This window comes from Xylanimonas sp. McL0601 (assembly GCF_049852175.1).
In the GTDB taxonomy this organism is placed as follows: domain Bacteria; phylum Actinomycetota; class Actinomycetes; order Actinomycetales; family Cellulomonadaceae; genus Xylanimonas.
On record NZ_CP187527.1, the window covers coordinates 3,162,392 to 3,177,292 of the forward strand.

Genomic DNA, 14,901 nt, shown 5'->3' on the forward strand with positions numbered 1-14,901 from the left:
CCGGCCTCACTTCTTGTACGGGATGCCCTCGGACGCGGGCGGCCGGACGCGGCCGACGAACCCGGCCACGGCGAAGATCGTGACGACGTACGGCGTCATGAGCATGAGCTGGCTGGGGATGGGCGTGCCGACAATGCCGAGCACCGTCTGCAGGTTGTCCGAGAAGCCGAACAGCAGGGCCGCCGCGAGGGCGCCCAGCGGGTTCCACCGGCCCAGGATCATCGCGGCCAGGGCGATATAGCCCTTGCCGCCCGTCATCTCGCGGCCGAACGCCAGGCCCGCGGCGACGGTGAAGAACGAGCCACCCAGCCCCGCGACGGCGCCGCCGAGGATCGCGTTCTTGACGCGCGTCCGGTTGACCTTGATGCCGACGGTGTCGGCGGCCTTGGGGTGCTCGCCCACGGCCCGCAGGCGCAGGCCCCAGCGGCTGCGGAACAGGTACACCTGCAGCACCGCGACGGTGATGTACATGAGGTACACGAGCAGCGTCTGGCGGAACAGGACCGGCCCGATGATGGGGATGTCGGAGAGTCCCGGGATGGGCAGCACCGGCAGCGGCGTGCGGCGGTTCCACGTCGCCGGGTCGGCGGTGAGCACCGTGGAGAACAGGTAGTTCGTGACGCCGATGACGAGCACGTTGAGCACGACGCCGACGATGATCTGGTCGACCCAGTACCGGACGGCGAAGATCACCAGCAGCAGGCCGACGAGCGCGCCCGCGATCGGCGCCGCGACGAGACCCGCATAGGGGTTGCCCGTCGACGACGCGACGACGGCGGCGAGGAACGCGCCGGCGAGCAGCTGGCCCTCGATCGCGATGTTGATGATGCCCACGCGCTCGCACAGGATGCCTGACATCGATCCGAACACGAGCGGCACGGACAGGAACAGCGCGCCCGAGAGCAGGCCGGTCAGCGGGATCGTCTTGCCCTCACCGGCCCAGCACAGGAACGCGAGGACCCACAGGACACCGAACAGGGCCGGCAGCCACCAGCCGAGCTTGCGGCGGGCGGCCGCGGCCCACCAGGCCAGGCCGGCGAGCGCGAGCGCGAGGATGCCGAGCACCAGCGCCGTCGACTTCGAGCCCACGGTGATCGGGTCGATCTGGATCAGGTCGCTCGCGGTCGAGATGCGGAACGTCGTCGTCTTGCCGCCCGCGGGCAGGATGCCGAAGAAGAGGAGCGCGCCCAGCGCGAGCACGGTGAGTGCGATCGGCAGCTTCCACGAGATGGGCGGGAGCGCCGCGGTGCGCGGCTCGGCGGGGGCCGCGGGAGTGCGCGTCGTCGTGGCGGCGCTCATCGCGCAACCTCCGTGCGGGCGTCGGCGGAGCGAGCGGTCTGGCGGATCGGGTTCATGCTCCGGCCTCCTGCGCCGAGAGGGACGGTTCGTTGGCCATGTCGCGTGCGGCGCGCTTCTCCGCGCGCGTCGGGCCGCCGGGCGTGGGCAGCCGGAAGATCGCCCGGACCAGCGGCGGTGCGGCGATGAACAGGACGATGAACGACTGCACGACGAGCACGATGTCGATCGGAGTGCCCGTGCGGGCCTGCATCGCGAAGCCCCCGGCCCGCAGGCCGCCGAAGAGCAGGCCCGCGAGCACGGTGCCGAGCGGCCTCGAGCGGCCGAGCAGCGCCACGGTGATGGCGTCGAACCCGAAGCTCGCGGCGACGCCGGCAGTGAGCACGCGCTCGGTGCCGAGCACCTGGGCCGAGCCGGCGAGGCCGGCAAGAGCTCCCGCGATCGCCATGACCCAGACCGTCGCCCACGGCACCGACATGCCGGCCGTGCGCGCGGCGTGCGGGTTGGCGCCCACCGCCCGGAACCTCAGGCCGAGGGTCGAGCGCTCCATGAGCCACCAGACTCCGGCCGCGACCACGAGCGCGACGATGAACCCGAGGTGCAGGCGGAAGCCCGTGCCGAGCAGCAACGGGTAGATGGCCGTGTCTCGGATCGGCGGGCTGATCGGGTTGGCACCGCCAGGGCGCCGGAACGCCGACGTCGTGAGCAGGAAGCCGATCAGGTAGATCGCGATGTTGTTGAGCATGATCGTGACGATCACCTCGTTGGCGCCGGTCGTGGCCTTGAGCACGCCCGCGATCGACGCCCAGATCGCGCCACCGAGCGCCGCGCCGAGCACGGCCACCAGCAGGTGGAGCCCGACGGGCAGGTGGAACGTGAATCCCACGAACCCGCCGAAGATGCCGCCGAGGATGATCTGGCCCTGGGCGCCGATGTTGAACAGGCCCGCCCGGAAACCGATGCCGATGCCGAGGCCGGCGAGGATCAGCGGCGTCGCGACCGTCATCGTCTCCGTGATCGGCCGGATCATGCGGGCGAACCCGTCCGCGGAGAAGTTGACCACTGCGCCCTGGAACAGCGCGCTGTACGCCCCGCCCACGGCGTTGCCGACCGCGCGGAAGAGGTCTGCCGGCTGCGCGAAGAAGTAGCTCGCCGTCTCCTGCACCGCCGCGTCGGCCGCGGCGATGAGGATGGCGCCGAGCACGAGGGCCGCGACGATGGCGAGGAGCGTCACCAGCCAGCTCGACTCGAGCATCTCGCGGAGCATGCTCCGGCCGACGGCGTTGATCTTGCTCTCGGCCACGGGCTGGCCCGGGCGCCGCGTCTGCGGGGGCAGCACGCCGGGGTTCGGGTCCCCCGGGTCCTGGGCCGGGCGCGTGGGTTCCTGGCTCACTCGGCTGCCTCCTCGGCCTCGATGTCGGCCTCGCCCAGCGTGGTGTGGTGCGCGGCCGCCTGGGCGACGGCCTCCTCGAGCGGCACGCCGGCCATCATGAGGCCGAGCACGTCGCGGTCCGTTCCGCCCGGTACGACGCCGACGACGCGGCCGCGGTACATGACGGCGATGCGGTCGCCGAGCGCGAGCACCTCGTCGAGCTCGGTCGACACGATGATCACGGGGGTGCCGTTGTCGCGCTCCCCGACGATCCGCTTGTGCACGAACTCGATCGACCCGACGTCGAGGCCGCGCGTGGGCTGCGAGGCGATGAGCAGGCGCAGCGGCCGCGACATCTCGCGGGCGAGGACGACCTTCTGCTGGTTGCCGCCCGACAGCGTGCCGGCCTGGGCCGTGACGCTCTGCGTGCGCACGTCGAACTCCACGACGCGGGTCTCCGCGTTCTGGCGGATGGCCGTCTTGTCGAGAGCCCCGGCGCGGGAGAACGGCGGCGAGTGGAACATGTCGAGCACCAGGTTCTCCTCGATGGAGAACGTGCCGATCAGGCCGTCGGTGCTGCGATCCTCGGGCACGTAGCCGATGCCCGCCTCGAGCGCACCGGCGACGCCGCCGCCCACCAGCTCCTTGCCGTCGAGCGTGATCGACCCGGCGACGGGACTCTGCAGCCCGAGGATCGTCTCGGTCAGCTCCGTCTGCCCGTTGCCCTGGACCCCCGCGACGACGAGGATCTCGCCGCGCCGCACCTCGAGGTCGACGTCGTCGACGACGGCGTTGCCCACGGCGTCCATGACGGTCAGGCTCCGCACCTGGAAGGTCGCGTCGCCCGCCTCGGCCGGCGACTTGTCGACGCCCAGCGACACGGAGCGGCCCACCATGAGCGAGGCGAGCTCGGTCTCCGAGGCGGACGGCTCGGCGGTGCCCACCACCTTGCCGCGGCGGATGACGGTGATGCGGTCCGCGACGGCGCGCACCTCGCGCAGCTTGTGGGTGATGAAGACGATCGACGTCCCGGCCGCCTTGAGCTGGCGCATGATCGCGATGAGCTCGTCGGTCTCCTGCGGCGTCAGCACCGCCGTCGGCTCGTCGAGGATGAGGACCTTCGCGTCGCGGGACAGCGCCTTGATGATCTCGACGCGCTGCTGCACACCGACGGGCAGCTCCTCGACCAACGCGTCGGGGTCGACCTCGAACCCGAACCGGTCGGAGATCTCCTGGACCAGGGTGCGCGCCTTGCGGGCGTCGATGAGGCCGCCGCCCTTGATCGGCTCGTGCCCCAGTGCGACGTTCTCCGCCACGGTGAACACCGGCACGAGCATGAAGTGCTGGTGCACCATGCCGATGCCGGCGGCCATCGCCTGGCCGGGCCCGGCGAACGTCACGGGCTGGTCGTCGACGAGGACCTCGCCGCCGTCCGGGTCGTAGAGCCCGTAGAGCACGTTCATCAGGGTGCTCTTGCCCGCCCCGTTCTCGCCGAGCAGGGCGTGGATCTCCCCCGGCTCGATCACCAGGTCGATGTGGTCGTTCGCGACCAGGGACCCGAACATCTTCGTGATCCCGCGCAGCTCCAGCTTCACCGGCAGATCCTCTTTTCCATGGCCAGTCGAGTCCATCGAACCGCATGTGACCCCTCCGGTCCTGCCAGACGCGGCCGCGCGTCGCAACTGGGAAGACGCACGTCGGCCCGGGCGCGATGCGCCCGGGCCGTCGGTGTCACGCCGTGGTCACGGCGAGGGGATCACTTCGGCGAGTTCGGCGACTCGATCTTGAGCTCGCCCGAGATGATCTTCTGCTTGTAGTCGTCGATCTTCTGCGAGAGCTCCGCGGGGACCTTCGACTCGAAGTTGTGGAACGGCGCGAGGCCGACGCCGTTGTTCTCCAGCGTGCCGATGTACGGCTCGGAGGAGAAGTTGCCCTCCGACGCGGCCTTGATGACGTCGAAGACCGCCGGGCCGATCTGCTTCATCACCGAGGTGATGATGATGTCGCCGTGCTCGGTGGTGAGGAAGCCGTCCGCGTCGACCCAGATGATCTTCTTGCCGGCGTCGGAGGCCGCCGCCGCGGCGCCGAGACCGACCGGGCCTGCGACCGGCATGATGATGTCCGCGCCCTGGTCGATGAAGCCCTGGGCGAGGTTCTGGCCGTTGGCCTGGTTGGTGAAGTCACCGGTGAACGAGCCGGTCTGCTTGGCCTTGTCCCAGCCGAGCACCTTGACGCTCTTGCCGTTGTCCTTGTTGTACTGCTGGACGCCGTCGTAGAAGCCGTCCATGAACACGGACACCGACGGGATCTGCATGCCGCCGAAGGTCGCGACGGTGCCGGACTCGGTCATGCCCCCGGCCAGGTAGCCAGCGAGGAACGCGGCCTCGGAGGTGTTGAACAGGATGGGCTTGGCGTTCTTGATGGTCACCGGGTTGAAGTTGGCGTCCGAGAACGACGAGTCGATCAACGCGAAGTTGATGTCGGGGTTGGCCTCGGCGGCCGCCTGGATCGGGTCCTCGAGCTTGAAGCCGACGCCGATGATGAGGTTGCAGCCCTGCTGCACGAGGTTGTCGATGTTCGGCGCGTAGTCCGTGTCGGCCGAGGACTCGACCGCGTGGATCGTGATGCCGAGCTTGTCCTGGGCGTCGACGAGGCCGTCGTGGCCGGACTGGTTGAAGGACTGGTCGTCGAACCCGCCCTCGTCCGAGACCATGCAGGCCACGAAGTCCGACTTCGGCGAGGCGGTACCGGTCGAGCCGCCGCCCGCGTTGTTCGTGGGGGCCTGGCCGCACGCGCTGAGCACGAGCGCGGCGACGCCCGCCAGCGCGGCGAGATGGATCGCTCTCTTCACCTTTGATCTCCTGTCGATCTGTGGTCAAGACCGCCGCCCCGGGTCGCGGGCGCGGTCGGAGTCCGTCTGGCCGCGAGCCTAGTGGCGATCTGACGTCTCAGCGCAGTACGTCGCGGGTTGTGCGGCGGGTTCGTGACCCAATCGCAACGCGCCTGGTACCGCGCCTCAGTCGGCGTGCAGGAGCACCCCCGCAGCCATGCCGGCGAGCAGCCGGACGCCGACGCCGATCGCGCGCTCGTCGATCGTCAGGTCGCCCTGGTGCAGGTCGTAGCGGCGCCCGCCGGGGGTGCCCGTGCCCAGCCGCGCCATCGCACCGGGCACCTTGGTCAGGTACCAGGCGAAGTCCTCGCCGCCCAGCGACTGCTCCGTCAGCACCACCCCCTCCGGTCCGACGACGGCGCGTGCCGCCGCCTCGAGCTCGCCGGTGACCACCTCGTCGTTGTCGACGGGCGGCACCCCCCGCACGTGGTGCACGGTCACGTCGACCTCATAGGGCGCGACCACCTGCGCGACCGCCTCCTGCAGCACCTGGCCGGCGCGCTCCCACGCGCGCACGTCGAGGCACCGCAGCGTGCCCGCGACGGTTCCGGTCGAGGGGATCGCGTTGTGCACGTCGCCCGCGTGCACAGAGCCCCACGTGAGGTTGACGCCCGAGCGCGGGTCCAGCCGCCGGCCCAGCACCCCCGGAACCTGCGTGATGACCTGCCCGAGCGCGTAGACGACGTCGCCCGTCAGGTGCGGGCGCGACGTGTGGCCGCCCGCGGACGACACCGTGACCGAGATGCTGTCGGACGCCGACGTGATGGGCCCGATGCGCGTGCCCACCTGCCCGACGTCGAGCTTGGGCTCGGTGTGGAGGGCGACGACACGGTCGACGCCGTCGAGGACACCCTGGGCGAGCACGTCGTGAGCGCCGCCGGGCTGCTGCTCCTCGGCCGGCTGGAAGATCAGGCGCACCGGGTGGGCCAGCAGCCCGCGCGCGTCGAGCGCGGCCAGCACGAGGCCCGCGCCGAGCACCGCCGTCGTGTGCAGGTCGTGCCCGCACGCGTGCGCGACGTGCGGCACGGTGGACTCCCAGGCGCACCCGCAGCGGTCCTCGACCGGCAGCGCGTCGAGGTCGGCGCGCAGGCCCAGGCGCGGCAGCGCCTCGCCGTCGGGCCCGCGCGCGGGCCCGATGTCGCACATGAGGCCGGTGACCAGCATCGGCCGCGGCTCCAGACCGGCCGCGCGCAGGCGCTCGAGGACCCGCGCCGTCGTGCGGACCTCCGCGCGCGAGACCTCGGGGTGCGCGTGCAGGTCGCGGCGGAACGCCACGAGCTCGTCGTCCAGCGCGGCGGCGAGGCTCGTGACCGTGTCCCGTACCGAGATGCTCACAGCAGCTCGTCCAGACCGCGACCGCGCAGCGCGTCGACGAGCGACTTGACCTGCTGCGCCCGCGCTCGCGAGGTGACCAGCAGCGCGTCGGGGGTGTCGACGACGACGAGGTCGTCGACGCCGAGGAGCGCGACCACACGCCCCGACCCGGGCACGACGACGTTGCCGTGCGTCTCGATGCGCACGACGTCGCCGGTCGCGCCCACGATCTTGTCCCCGGCGTCGTCCAGGCTCGGCAGCAGGGCGGCGAGCGAGTTGAAGTCGCCCACGTCGTCCCACCCGAACGTGCCGGGCACGACGGCGACCCCGCCCGTCGCGGCCACCGGCTCGGCCACCGCGTGGTCGATCGCGATCTTCTCCAGGCCCGGCCAGACGCGGTCCATGACCTCGGCGCGCTGCGGGGTGTCCCAGGCGGCCGCGATCTCGCGCAGGCCGTCGTGCAGGGCAGGCCGCTGGTCCCGCAGGTGGCCCAGCAGCACCGACGTCCGCGCCACGAAGATGCCGGCGTTCCACCGGTACTCGCCCGACGCGAGGTACTCGCTCGCCGTCGCGGCGTCGGGCTTCTCCGTGAACCCGCGCACGTGCAGCGCCGTCGGGGCGCCGTCGAGCCCCAGCGGCTCGCCGCTGCGCACGTAGCCGAAGGCGACCGACGGGCGTGACGCCGCGATGCCGATCGTCACCACGAAGCCGGCCCGCGCGGCCACCACGGCCTCGCGCACCGCCTGCTCGAACGCGGCCTGGCCGGACACCACCTGGTCGGCGGCGAACGACCCGACGACGACGTCGCCGTGGCGTTGCTCGAGCACCGCCGCGGCCAGCCCGATGGCGGCCATGGAGTCGCGCGGGAGCGGCTCGGCGAGCACCGCGTCGTCGGCCAGCCCAGGGAGCTGCTCACGGCAGGCCGCGACGTGACGCCGGCCGGTCACGAGCACGATGCCGTCGTCGCCCGCTACGGGCGCTAGGCGGTCCGCCGTGGCCTGGAGCAGGCTCCGGCCGGAGCCGGTGAGGTCGTGGAGGAACTTGGGCGCCCCCTGCCGCGAGAGGGGCCACAGCCGGGTGCCGGCGCCGCCGGCAGGGACGATCGCGTAGAAGTCGTCGATGACGGCGCTGGTGGTCATGCAGGCAGCATAATGACGCTCCCGCACGGCGACCGGCCTCGTGGCGGGCAGGCGACCTTGGCAAGCGGAGCCGCGCGGAGGTGACGGGCCCCCACGACCGCGACAGCAAAGGCTGTGGAATGAGTCACAAAGGCACTCCGGGCCAGGGTGCAGGCGGCGCAGCCCGGGCCGGGTGACGAATCGATGTCACTACAGTGACCACAGACGGTCAGCACCGGGGCCTCGTCTCGGCACCGGGTCCAGGCCGTGGCTCTCCACCCCGGAACCCGAACGACATGACCGGAGGCTCTCACCGTGCCTGACGCTCCCGGCGGCACGCTCTACCGCGGCCGCGAAGGCATGTGGTCGTGGGTCGCGCACCGCGTGACCGGCGTCCTCATCTTCTTCTTCCTGCTCGTGCACGTGCTCGACACGGCGCTCGTCCGGGTGTCCCCCGAGGCCTACAACCAGATCATCGGTACCTACCGAAGCTGGGTCATGGGCCTCGGCGAGGCCGGCCTCGTGGCCGCGGTGGTGTTCCACGCGTTCAACGGCGTCCGCATCATCCTCGTGGACTTCTGGGCCAAGGGCCCGAAGTACCAGCGCGTGATGCTGTACGTCGTGCTCGGCCTCTTCGTGGTGACCATGGCGGGCTTCCTGCCGCGTCACCTCATGAACGTCTTCGGAGGTGGGAACTAACCATGACCGCTCAGTCGACCCCTCCCCTCGCCGCCCCGCGCAGCCCGTACCAGCGACGCCGGACGACGCGCTCGAACTACGAGCTGTACGGCTGGATGTTCATGCGCGCCTCCGGCGTCGTGCTGCTCGTCCTGATCTTCGGCCACCTGTTCGTCAACCTCATGACGGGCGAGGGCGTCCACTCGATCGACTTCGCGTTCGTGGCCGGCAAGTGGTCCAACCCGTTCTGGCAGGTCTGGGACCTGCTCATGCTGTGGCTGGCGATGCTGCACGGCACCAACGGCGTGCGGACCATCATCAACGACTACGCCTCCAAGGACGGCACGCGCCTGGTGCTCAAGGGCCTCCTCTACCTGGCCTTCGTCGTGGTCGTCGTGCTCGGCACGCTCGTGATCTTCACGTTCAACCCGTGCCCGCCCGACGCCCCGGCGGACCTGCTGCCGTCCGTGTGCTTCCCGAGCTGAGACCCGAGGACTGACCTGATGCAGACACACCAGTACGACGTCGTCATCGTCGGCGCGGGTGGCGCCGGGATGCGCGCGGCGCTCGAGGCCTCGAAGGACGCCCGCACCGCCGTCATCTCCAAGCTCTACCCGACCCGTTCCCACACCGGCGCAGCGCAGGGCGGCATGGCCGCGGCCCTCGCGAACGTCGAGGAGGACAACTGGGAGTGGCACACCTTCGACACGATCAAGGGCGGTGACTACCTGGTCGACCAGGACGCAGCCGAGATCCTCGCGAAGGAGGCCATCGACGCCGTCCTCGACCTCGAGAAGATGGGCCTGCCGTTCAACCGCACGCCCGAGGGCCGCATCGACCAGCGCCGGTTCGGCGGCCACACGCGGAGCCACGGCGAGGCCGCCGTCCGCCGCGCGTGCTACGCCGCGGACCGCACCGGCCACATGATCCTGCAGACGCTGTACCAGAGCTGCGTCAAGCAGGACGTCGAGTTCTACAACGAGTTCTACGTCCTCGACCTGCTCACGGACCACGACCTCACGACCGAGGAGCTCCCCGACGACGCCGAGGTCAACGCCACGGGCGTGGTCGCCTACGACCTGGCCACGGGCGAGATCCACGTGTTCCAGGCCAAGGCGATCATCTTCGCCACGGGCGGCGCCGGGAAGATCTTCAAGACGACGTCGAACGCCCACACCCTCACGGGCGACGGCATGGCGCTGGCCTACCGCCGCGGCCTGCCGCTGGAGGACATGGAGTTCTTCCAGTTCCACCCGACGGGCCTGGCCGGCCTGGGCATCCTCCTGTCGGAGGCGGCCCGCGGCGAGGGCGGCATCCTGCGCAACTCCGAGGGCGAGCGCTTCATGGAGCGCTACGCGCCGACCATCAAGGACCTCGCGCCGCGCGACATCGTCGCCCGGTCGATGGCCAACGAGGTGCGCGAGGGCCGCGGCGCCGGCCCGAACAAGGACTACGTGCTGCTCGACCTGACGCACCTGGAGCCGGCGCACATCGACGCCAAGCTCCCGGACATCACCGAGTTCGCCCGCACCTACCTCGGCGTCGAGCCGTACACCGAGCCCGTGCCCGTGTACCCGACGGCGCACTACGCCATGGGCGGCGTGCCCACCAACGTGCAGGGCGAGGTGCTCCGCGACAGCCACAACGTCGTCCGCGGGCTCTACGCCGCCGGCGAGGTCGCGTGCGTGTCCGTGCACGGCTCCAACCGGCTCGGCACCAACTCGCTGCTCGACATCAACGTGTTCGGCAAGCGCTCCGGGCGGGCCGCTGCCGCGTACGCGAAGACGGTCGACGCGCACAAGCCGCTGCCGGAGAGCCCGGCGGCCGCCGTCGTCGCCCAGCTCGAGGACATGCGCTCGCGCCCCGAGGGCGAGCGGGTGGCCGACCTCCGCCGCCAGCTGCAGGAGACCATGGACGCCAACGCCCAGGTGTTCCGCACCGGCGAGTCGCTCAACGACGCGATGGCGGTCATCAAGGACCTGCAGAAGCGCTACCGGAACGTCTCGGTCCAGGACAAGGGACGGCTGTTCAACACCGACCTCCTCGAGGCGATCGAGCTGGGCTTCCTGATCGACATCGCCGAGGTCACGGTGCTCGCGGCGCTCAACCGCAAGGAGTCGCGCGGCGGCCACTACCGCGAGGACTTCCCGAACCGCGACGACGCCCACTACATGCTGCACACCATGGCGTACCGCCGTCCGCCGTCGGCCTCCGACGTCGCCGACGGGCACGTCGAGGGCTACTTCGACCACGTCGAGAACCTGGACGGCTACAAGGTCGTGCTGGGCTCCAAGCCCGTGACCCAGACCCGCTACGAGCCGATGGAGCGGAAGTACTGATGACTGCTGTTGCCGAGGCACCTCAGACCGCGATGGGCGAGGTCCGCTCGTTCACCGTGACGCTCAGGATCCGCCGCTACAACCCCGAGTCGACCCATGGCGACGAGTCGGTCTGGGAGGAGTTCCAGGTCGAGGCGCACGGCACCGACCGCGTGCTCGACGCCCTCCACAAGATCAAGTGGGAGCAGGACGGCTCGCTGACGTTCCGCCGCTCGTGCGCGCACGGCGTCTGCGGGTCGGACGCGATGCGCATCAACGGCCGCAACCGGCTCGCGTGCAAGACGCTGCTCAAGGACGTCAACCCCGACAAGCCGATCACGGTCGAGCCCATCAAGGGCCTGCCCGTGGTCAAGGACCTCGTCGTGGACATGGAGCCGTTCTTCGCCTCGTACCGCGAGGTGATGCCGTTCCTCATCACGTCCGGCAACGAGCCGACGCGCGAGCGCCTGCAGTCGGCCGCCGACCACGCGAAGTTCGACGACACCACCAAGTGCATCCTGTGCGCGGCGTGCACGTCGTCGTGCCCCGTGTTCTGGACCGACGGGCAGTACTTCGGCCCGGCAGCGATCGTCAACGCGCACCGGTTCATCTTCGACAGCCGCGACGAGGGCGGCCAGCAGCGCCTGGACATCCTCAACGACAAGGAGGGCGTGTGGCGCTGCCGCACGACCTTCAACTGCACGGAGGCGTGCCCCCGCGGCATCCAGGTGACGAAGGCGATCCAGGAGGTCAAGCAGGCGATGATCCGCCGCGCCTTCTGACGCGACGCGAGGGAGCGGTCGGGATCACGGGACCGTGGCCCGGCGGTAGCCGCGGATCACCGGGCTCCACAGGTGGCCCTGGCCCGCGCCCGCGTTGATCATGCGCTCGCGCTCGCGCTGGTGGCGGAGGGCCGTGACCTCCACCTCCGCGCGGTCGATCTCGTCGGTCCGCGGCGGGTCGTGCATCCACGCGCACACCAGCAGCAGCACGCGCGCGAGGAAGTTGACCAGCACCAGGATCGTCACGATCGCCGCGAACGGCGCCAGCAGCGGGTTGCGCCCTGCGGAGCCCGCGACGACGGAGGTGCCGAGCCAGCGCAGCACGCCTGCGACCACCGCGGCCACGACGCAGCCCAGGACGAGGTCCGGCCGGCGCGGACGCGCTCCACCGACCAGCGTCACGATCGCGGCCACGACGAGAGCGTCGAGCACGACGCCGACCGAGGCGCCGCCGACCCGCACCAGCCACGCGACCGCCTGGCTGCCGCCCAGCACCGACTCGACGACGTCGCCGACCGAGTGCGACGCGACGGAGGCCGCGGCCGACACGAGCATGCCCACCCCGAGGATCAGGAACCCGGCCAGCTGCCACAGCGGAGCCGTCACGGCGTTGTCCCGCGCGGGCGGGATGTCGAACATCGCGCGCACCGAGTTGCGCAGCGCCCTCATCACGCCCAGCGCCGAGAAGAGCAGGACGACGGCGGCGATGATCGTGGTCCAGGTCAGGCCACCCGTCAGGATGAGCTCGTCGGGCGCGATGAGGTCGGTCTCCGCGGTGCCGACGAGCCCGGGGATCCACGTGGCGATCTGGTCGAGCACCGCCTCGCGCAGCTCCAGGTGGGAGCCGAGCAGCGCCGAGAAGACCGACCAGCCGATCGTCAGCGCCGCGAACAGCGAGAACAGGCCCGAGTACGCGATCCCACCGCACAGCTGCGCCCCACGGCGCATGCCGTACCAGGAGAGGGTGCGGCCGAGCCGCGAGTCGTTCCACCACTCCTGCGCCCGCGTCACGAACGGAGGAAGCGTCACCCGATGACCTTAGGGAGGGGTCAGGCGCGACGCAGGTCGAAGCTCCGCTGGGGGCGCCAGACGCCGTCGTCACCGTGCTCGTAGAGCCAGATGGCGGTGACGTCGAACGCGGCGTCGAAGTCCGTCATGTGCGCGAACGCGCGGTCGAGCGCGGCGTCCGGCAGCTCGTGCGCCACGGTGACGTGGGGGTGGTAGTTGAACCGCGAGTCCTGCAGGAGCACCCCGGACCGCGCCGCCTGCTCGAGCTGCTCGCACTCCGCGATGCCCTCGACGACGTTGACGAACACCACCGGCGAGACGGGCCGGAACGTGCCCGACCCGCGCAGGTGCAGGCGGAACACCGGCGTCTCGCCGGCCACCTTCGCGAGGTGCTCCCACACCGCGGGCATCACGGCCTCGTCGACGACGGTCGGCCCGACGACGGTGATGTGCGGAGGGATGGTCCCGGCCCGGGGGTCGCCGAAGCTCCGTCGCGCCTCCTGCAGACGGGTGGACCACGGTTCGGGCACGGCGATGGAGATGCCGATCCGCGCCTGTCCGGGCCCCCGCTCGGGGATGTGCACGCCGCGCCTCAGCCGCGCGCGACAGGCAGCAGGCCGAGCCGGTCGTACACCCGGTCGAGGACCGGGCGCGCGATCGTGCGGGCGCGGGCGGCACCCTCGGCCAGGACCTTGTCGAGCTGCGCCGGGTCGGCGAGGTAGGTGGCCGCGCGCTCCTGGAACGGGGCGAGGAACGCGACGACCGCTTCGGCGAGGTCGACCTTGAGGTAGCCGTAGCCGCGCCCGTCGTACTCGGCGGCGATGTCGTCGACCTCGCGGCCCGTCACGGCGGAGAAGATCGTCAGCAGGTTCGAGATGCCCGGCTTCTCGACCAGGTCGTAGCGCACGCCGTAGCTCTCGTCGGCGTCCGTGACCGCACCCTTGATGGCCTTGGCGGCCTTCTTGGGGTCCTCCAGCAGCCACACCACGCCCTTGCCGCCCGACGACGACTTGCTCATCTTGGCGGACGGGTTCTGCAGGTCCTGGATCTTGGCCCCGCCCTTGACGATGTGGGCGTCCGGCACGACGGCGGTGCCCTCGCCGAAGCGGGCGTTGAGCCGCTCCGCGAGGTCGCGCGTGAGCTCGAGGTGCTGGCGCTGGTCCTCGCCGACGGGCACGAGCGCCGAGTCGTAGAGCAGGATGTCGGCCGCCATGAGCATCGGGTAGGCGAACAGGCCCACGGTGGTGCCCTCGGCGCCCTGCTTGGCGGACTTGTCCTTGAACTGCGTCATGCGGCTGGCCTCGCCGAAGCCCGTCTGGCACTGCAGCAGCCAGCCCAGCTCGGCGTGCTCCTGCACGTGCGACTGGACGAAGAGGATCGACTGCTCCGGGTCGACGCCGGCGGCGAGGTACTGGGCCGCGGTGCGGCGGGTGCGCTCGCGCAGCAGCGCGGGGTCCGGGTTGACCGTCAGCGAGTGGAGGTCGGCGACGAAGTAGAGGGCGTCGAAGTCGTCCTGCAGCGCCACCCACTGGCGCAGCGCCCCGATGTAGTTGCCGAGGTGCAGCGACCCGTCGGTGGGCTGCATGCCGGACAGGATGCGGGGCCGGTGGCCGCCGGGAGCGGGGGGTACGACGTCGGACATGTGCCTCATTCTGGCAGGTGCGGGGAAGGCCACCGAATCCGGACCACCGCTGTGAGTGGGCCGGGCGCCGGCTCAGGTGGCGTCGGCGTCGAACGGTGCGGGCCCCGCCGGGACCGAGGCCGGGCGTTGCGCTGCTGCGGCGACGCCCGCGGAGGCGGCGCCGGCAGCGGCCGCGGCCGTCCGGGCCGCGGTGCGTCCGGACCGGTTCCCAGGACCGGGCAGCAGCGGCCCGTCCTCGAGCAGCGCCTCGCGGACGATGCGCCGCGGGTCGTACTGCCGCGGGTCGAGCTTCGACCAGTCGACGTCCGCCATCTCGGGCCCGAGCTCGTCGGTCACCCGGTCGCGCGCGTCGGCGGCGAACGCCCTGAGCTTCCGCACGAGCCGTGCGAGCTGCGCCGCGTACTGCGGCAGGCGCTCGGGTCCGATGAGCACCAGCGCGAGCACGACGATGATCAGCAGCTCTCCGCCGTTGATGTCGAACAC

The 14,901-nt window shown here is 71.2% G+C and carries 14 protein-coding genes; 4 read left to right on the plus strand and 10 right to left on the minus strand.

Annotated features, from left to right (window positions below; genetic code table 11):
* Positions 1-6: 6 nt before the first annotated feature.
* The 6 genes from ACO4JP_RS14695 to ACO4JP_RS14720 form a co-directional block, all read right to left on the minus strand.
* Positions 7-1,299, minus strand: coding sequence for an ABC transporter permease (locus ACO4JP_RS14695; protein ID WP_425954720.1), 1,293 nt, complete (start codon positions 1,297-1,299; stop codon positions 7-9).
* Between the two features lie 52 nt (positions 1,300-1,351).
* Positions 1,352-2,689, minus strand: coding sequence for an ABC transporter permease (locus tag ACO4JP_RS14700; protein ID WP_425954721.1), 1,338 nt, complete (start codon positions 2,687-2,689; stop codon positions 1,352-1,354).
* Positions 2,686-4,263: an ABC transporter ATP-binding protein gene (locus ACO4JP_RS14705; protein ID WP_425954722.1), complete on the minus strand. Its 1,578-nt coding sequence runs from the start codon at positions 4,261-4,263 to the stop codon at positions 2,686-2,688. Before ACO4JP_RS14705 ends, ACO4JP_RS14700 begins: the two co-directional genes overlap by 4 nt.
* A 161-nt stretch (positions 4,264-4,424) precedes the next feature.
* Positions 4,425-5,519 (minus strand): BMP family lipoprotein, encoded by a 1,095-nt coding sequence (locus ACO4JP_RS14710; protein ID WP_425954723.1) that lies wholly within the window; start codon positions 5,517-5,519, stop codon positions 4,425-4,427.
* A 165-nt stretch (positions 5,520-5,684) separates the two neighbouring features.
* Positions 5,685-6,893 (minus strand): amidohydrolase, encoded by a 1,209-nt coding sequence (locus ACO4JP_RS14715; RefSeq protein WP_425954724.1) that lies wholly within the window; start codon positions 6,891-6,893, stop codon positions 5,685-5,687.
* The gene (locus ACO4JP_RS14720; protein ID WP_425954725.1) at positions 6,890-8,011 is read right to left on the minus strand and encodes a mannose-1-phosphate guanylyltransferase; all 1,122 of its coding nucleotides are present in this window, start codon (positions 8,009-8,011) and stop codon (positions 6,890-6,892) included. The genes ACO4JP_RS14715 and ACO4JP_RS14720 overlap by 4 nt, the downstream gene beginning before the upstream one ends.
* Positions 8,012-8,305: 294 nt before the next feature.
* On the opposite strand from ACO4JP_RS14720, the gene sdhC reads away from it, so the two are divergent.
* From sdhC to ACO4JP_RS14740, 4 genes are read left to right on the plus strand one after another with little or no spacing between them, the layout of a single operon-like run.
* Positions 8,306-8,689: a succinate dehydrogenase, cytochrome b556 subunit gene (gene sdhC, locus ACO4JP_RS14725; protein ID WP_425954726.1), complete on the plus strand. Its 384-nt coding sequence runs from the start codon at positions 8,306-8,308 to the stop codon at positions 8,687-8,689.
* A gap of 2 nt (positions 8,690-8,691) precedes the next feature.
* Positions 8,692-9,153 carry a succinate dehydrogenase, hydrophobic membrane anchor protein gene (gene sdhD, locus ACO4JP_RS14730; RefSeq protein ID WP_425954727.1) on the plus strand — a complete coding sequence of 154 codons (462 nt, stop codon included), beginning with the start codon at positions 8,692-8,694 and terminating at the stop codon, positions 9,151-9,153.
* A gap of 18 nt (positions 9,154-9,171) precedes the next feature.
* Complete coding sequence (gene sdhA, locus ACO4JP_RS14735; RefSeq protein WP_425954728.1) at positions 9,172-11,007, plus strand: succinate dehydrogenase flavoprotein subunit; 1,836 nt, start codon at positions 9,172-9,174, stop codon at positions 11,005-11,007.
* A complete protein-coding gene (locus tag ACO4JP_RS14740; RefSeq protein WP_425954729.1) occupies positions 11,007-11,768 on the plus strand; it encodes a succinate dehydrogenase iron-sulfur subunit in 762 nt (253 codons plus the stop codon). Before sdhA ends, ACO4JP_RS14740 begins: the two co-directional genes overlap by 1 nt.
* 24 nt (positions 11,769-11,792) lie before the next feature.
* On the opposite strand, the gene ACO4JP_RS14745 is transcribed toward ACO4JP_RS14740, so the two are convergent.
* From ACO4JP_RS14745 to ACO4JP_RS14760, 4 genes are all read right to left on the minus strand, one after another.
* A complete protein-coding gene (locus ACO4JP_RS14745; RefSeq protein WP_425954730.1) occupies positions 11,793-12,797 on the minus strand; it encodes a YihY/virulence factor BrkB family protein in 1,005 nt (334 codons plus the stop codon).
* A 20-nt stretch (positions 12,798-12,817) separates the two neighbouring features.
* On the minus strand, positions 12,818-13,360 hold the full coding sequence (locus ACO4JP_RS14750; RefSeq protein WP_425954731.1) for a 2'-5' RNA ligase family protein: 543 nt from the start codon (positions 13,358-13,360) through the stop codon (positions 12,818-12,820).
* Positions 13,361-13,368: 8 nt separating this feature from the next.
* Positions 13,369-14,418 carry a tryptophan--tRNA ligase gene (gene trpS, locus ACO4JP_RS14755; RefSeq protein WP_425954732.1) on the minus strand — a complete coding sequence of 350 codons (1,050 nt, stop codon included), beginning with the start codon at positions 14,416-14,418 and terminating at the stop codon, positions 13,369-13,371.
* A gap of 72 nt (positions 14,419-14,490) precedes the next feature.
* Positions 14,491-14,901, minus strand: coding sequence for a Sec-independent protein translocase TatB (locus ACO4JP_RS14760; RefSeq protein WP_425954733.1), 411 nt, complete (start codon positions 14,899-14,901; stop codon positions 14,491-14,493).

Excerpts from the sequence above, each read along its gene's own strand:
- ACO4JP_RS14695 (WP_425954720.1), bottom strand. The coding sequence starts at position 1,299 with ATGAGCGCCGCCACGACGACGCGCACTCCCGCGGCCCCCGCCGAGCCG.
- ACO4JP_RS14720 (WP_425954725.1), bottom strand. The coding sequence starts at position 8,011 with ATGACCACCAGCGCCGTCATCGACGACTTCTACGCGATCGTCCCTGCC.
- sdhD (WP_425954727.1), top strand. The coding sequence starts at position 8,692 with ATGACCGCTCAGTCGACCCCTCCCCTCGCCGCCCCGCGCAGCCCGTAC.
- sdhA (WP_425954728.1), top strand. The coding sequence starts at position 9,172 with ATGCAGACACACCAGTACGACGTCGTCATCGTCGGCGCGGGTGGCGCC.
- ACO4JP_RS14740 (WP_425954729.1), top strand. The coding sequence starts at position 11,007 with ATGACTGCTGTTGCCGAGGCACCTCAGACCGCGATGGGCGAGGTCCGC.
- trpS (WP_425954732.1), bottom strand. The coding sequence starts at position 14,418 with ATGTCCGACGTCGTACCCCCCGCTCCCGGCGGCCACCGGCCCCGCATC.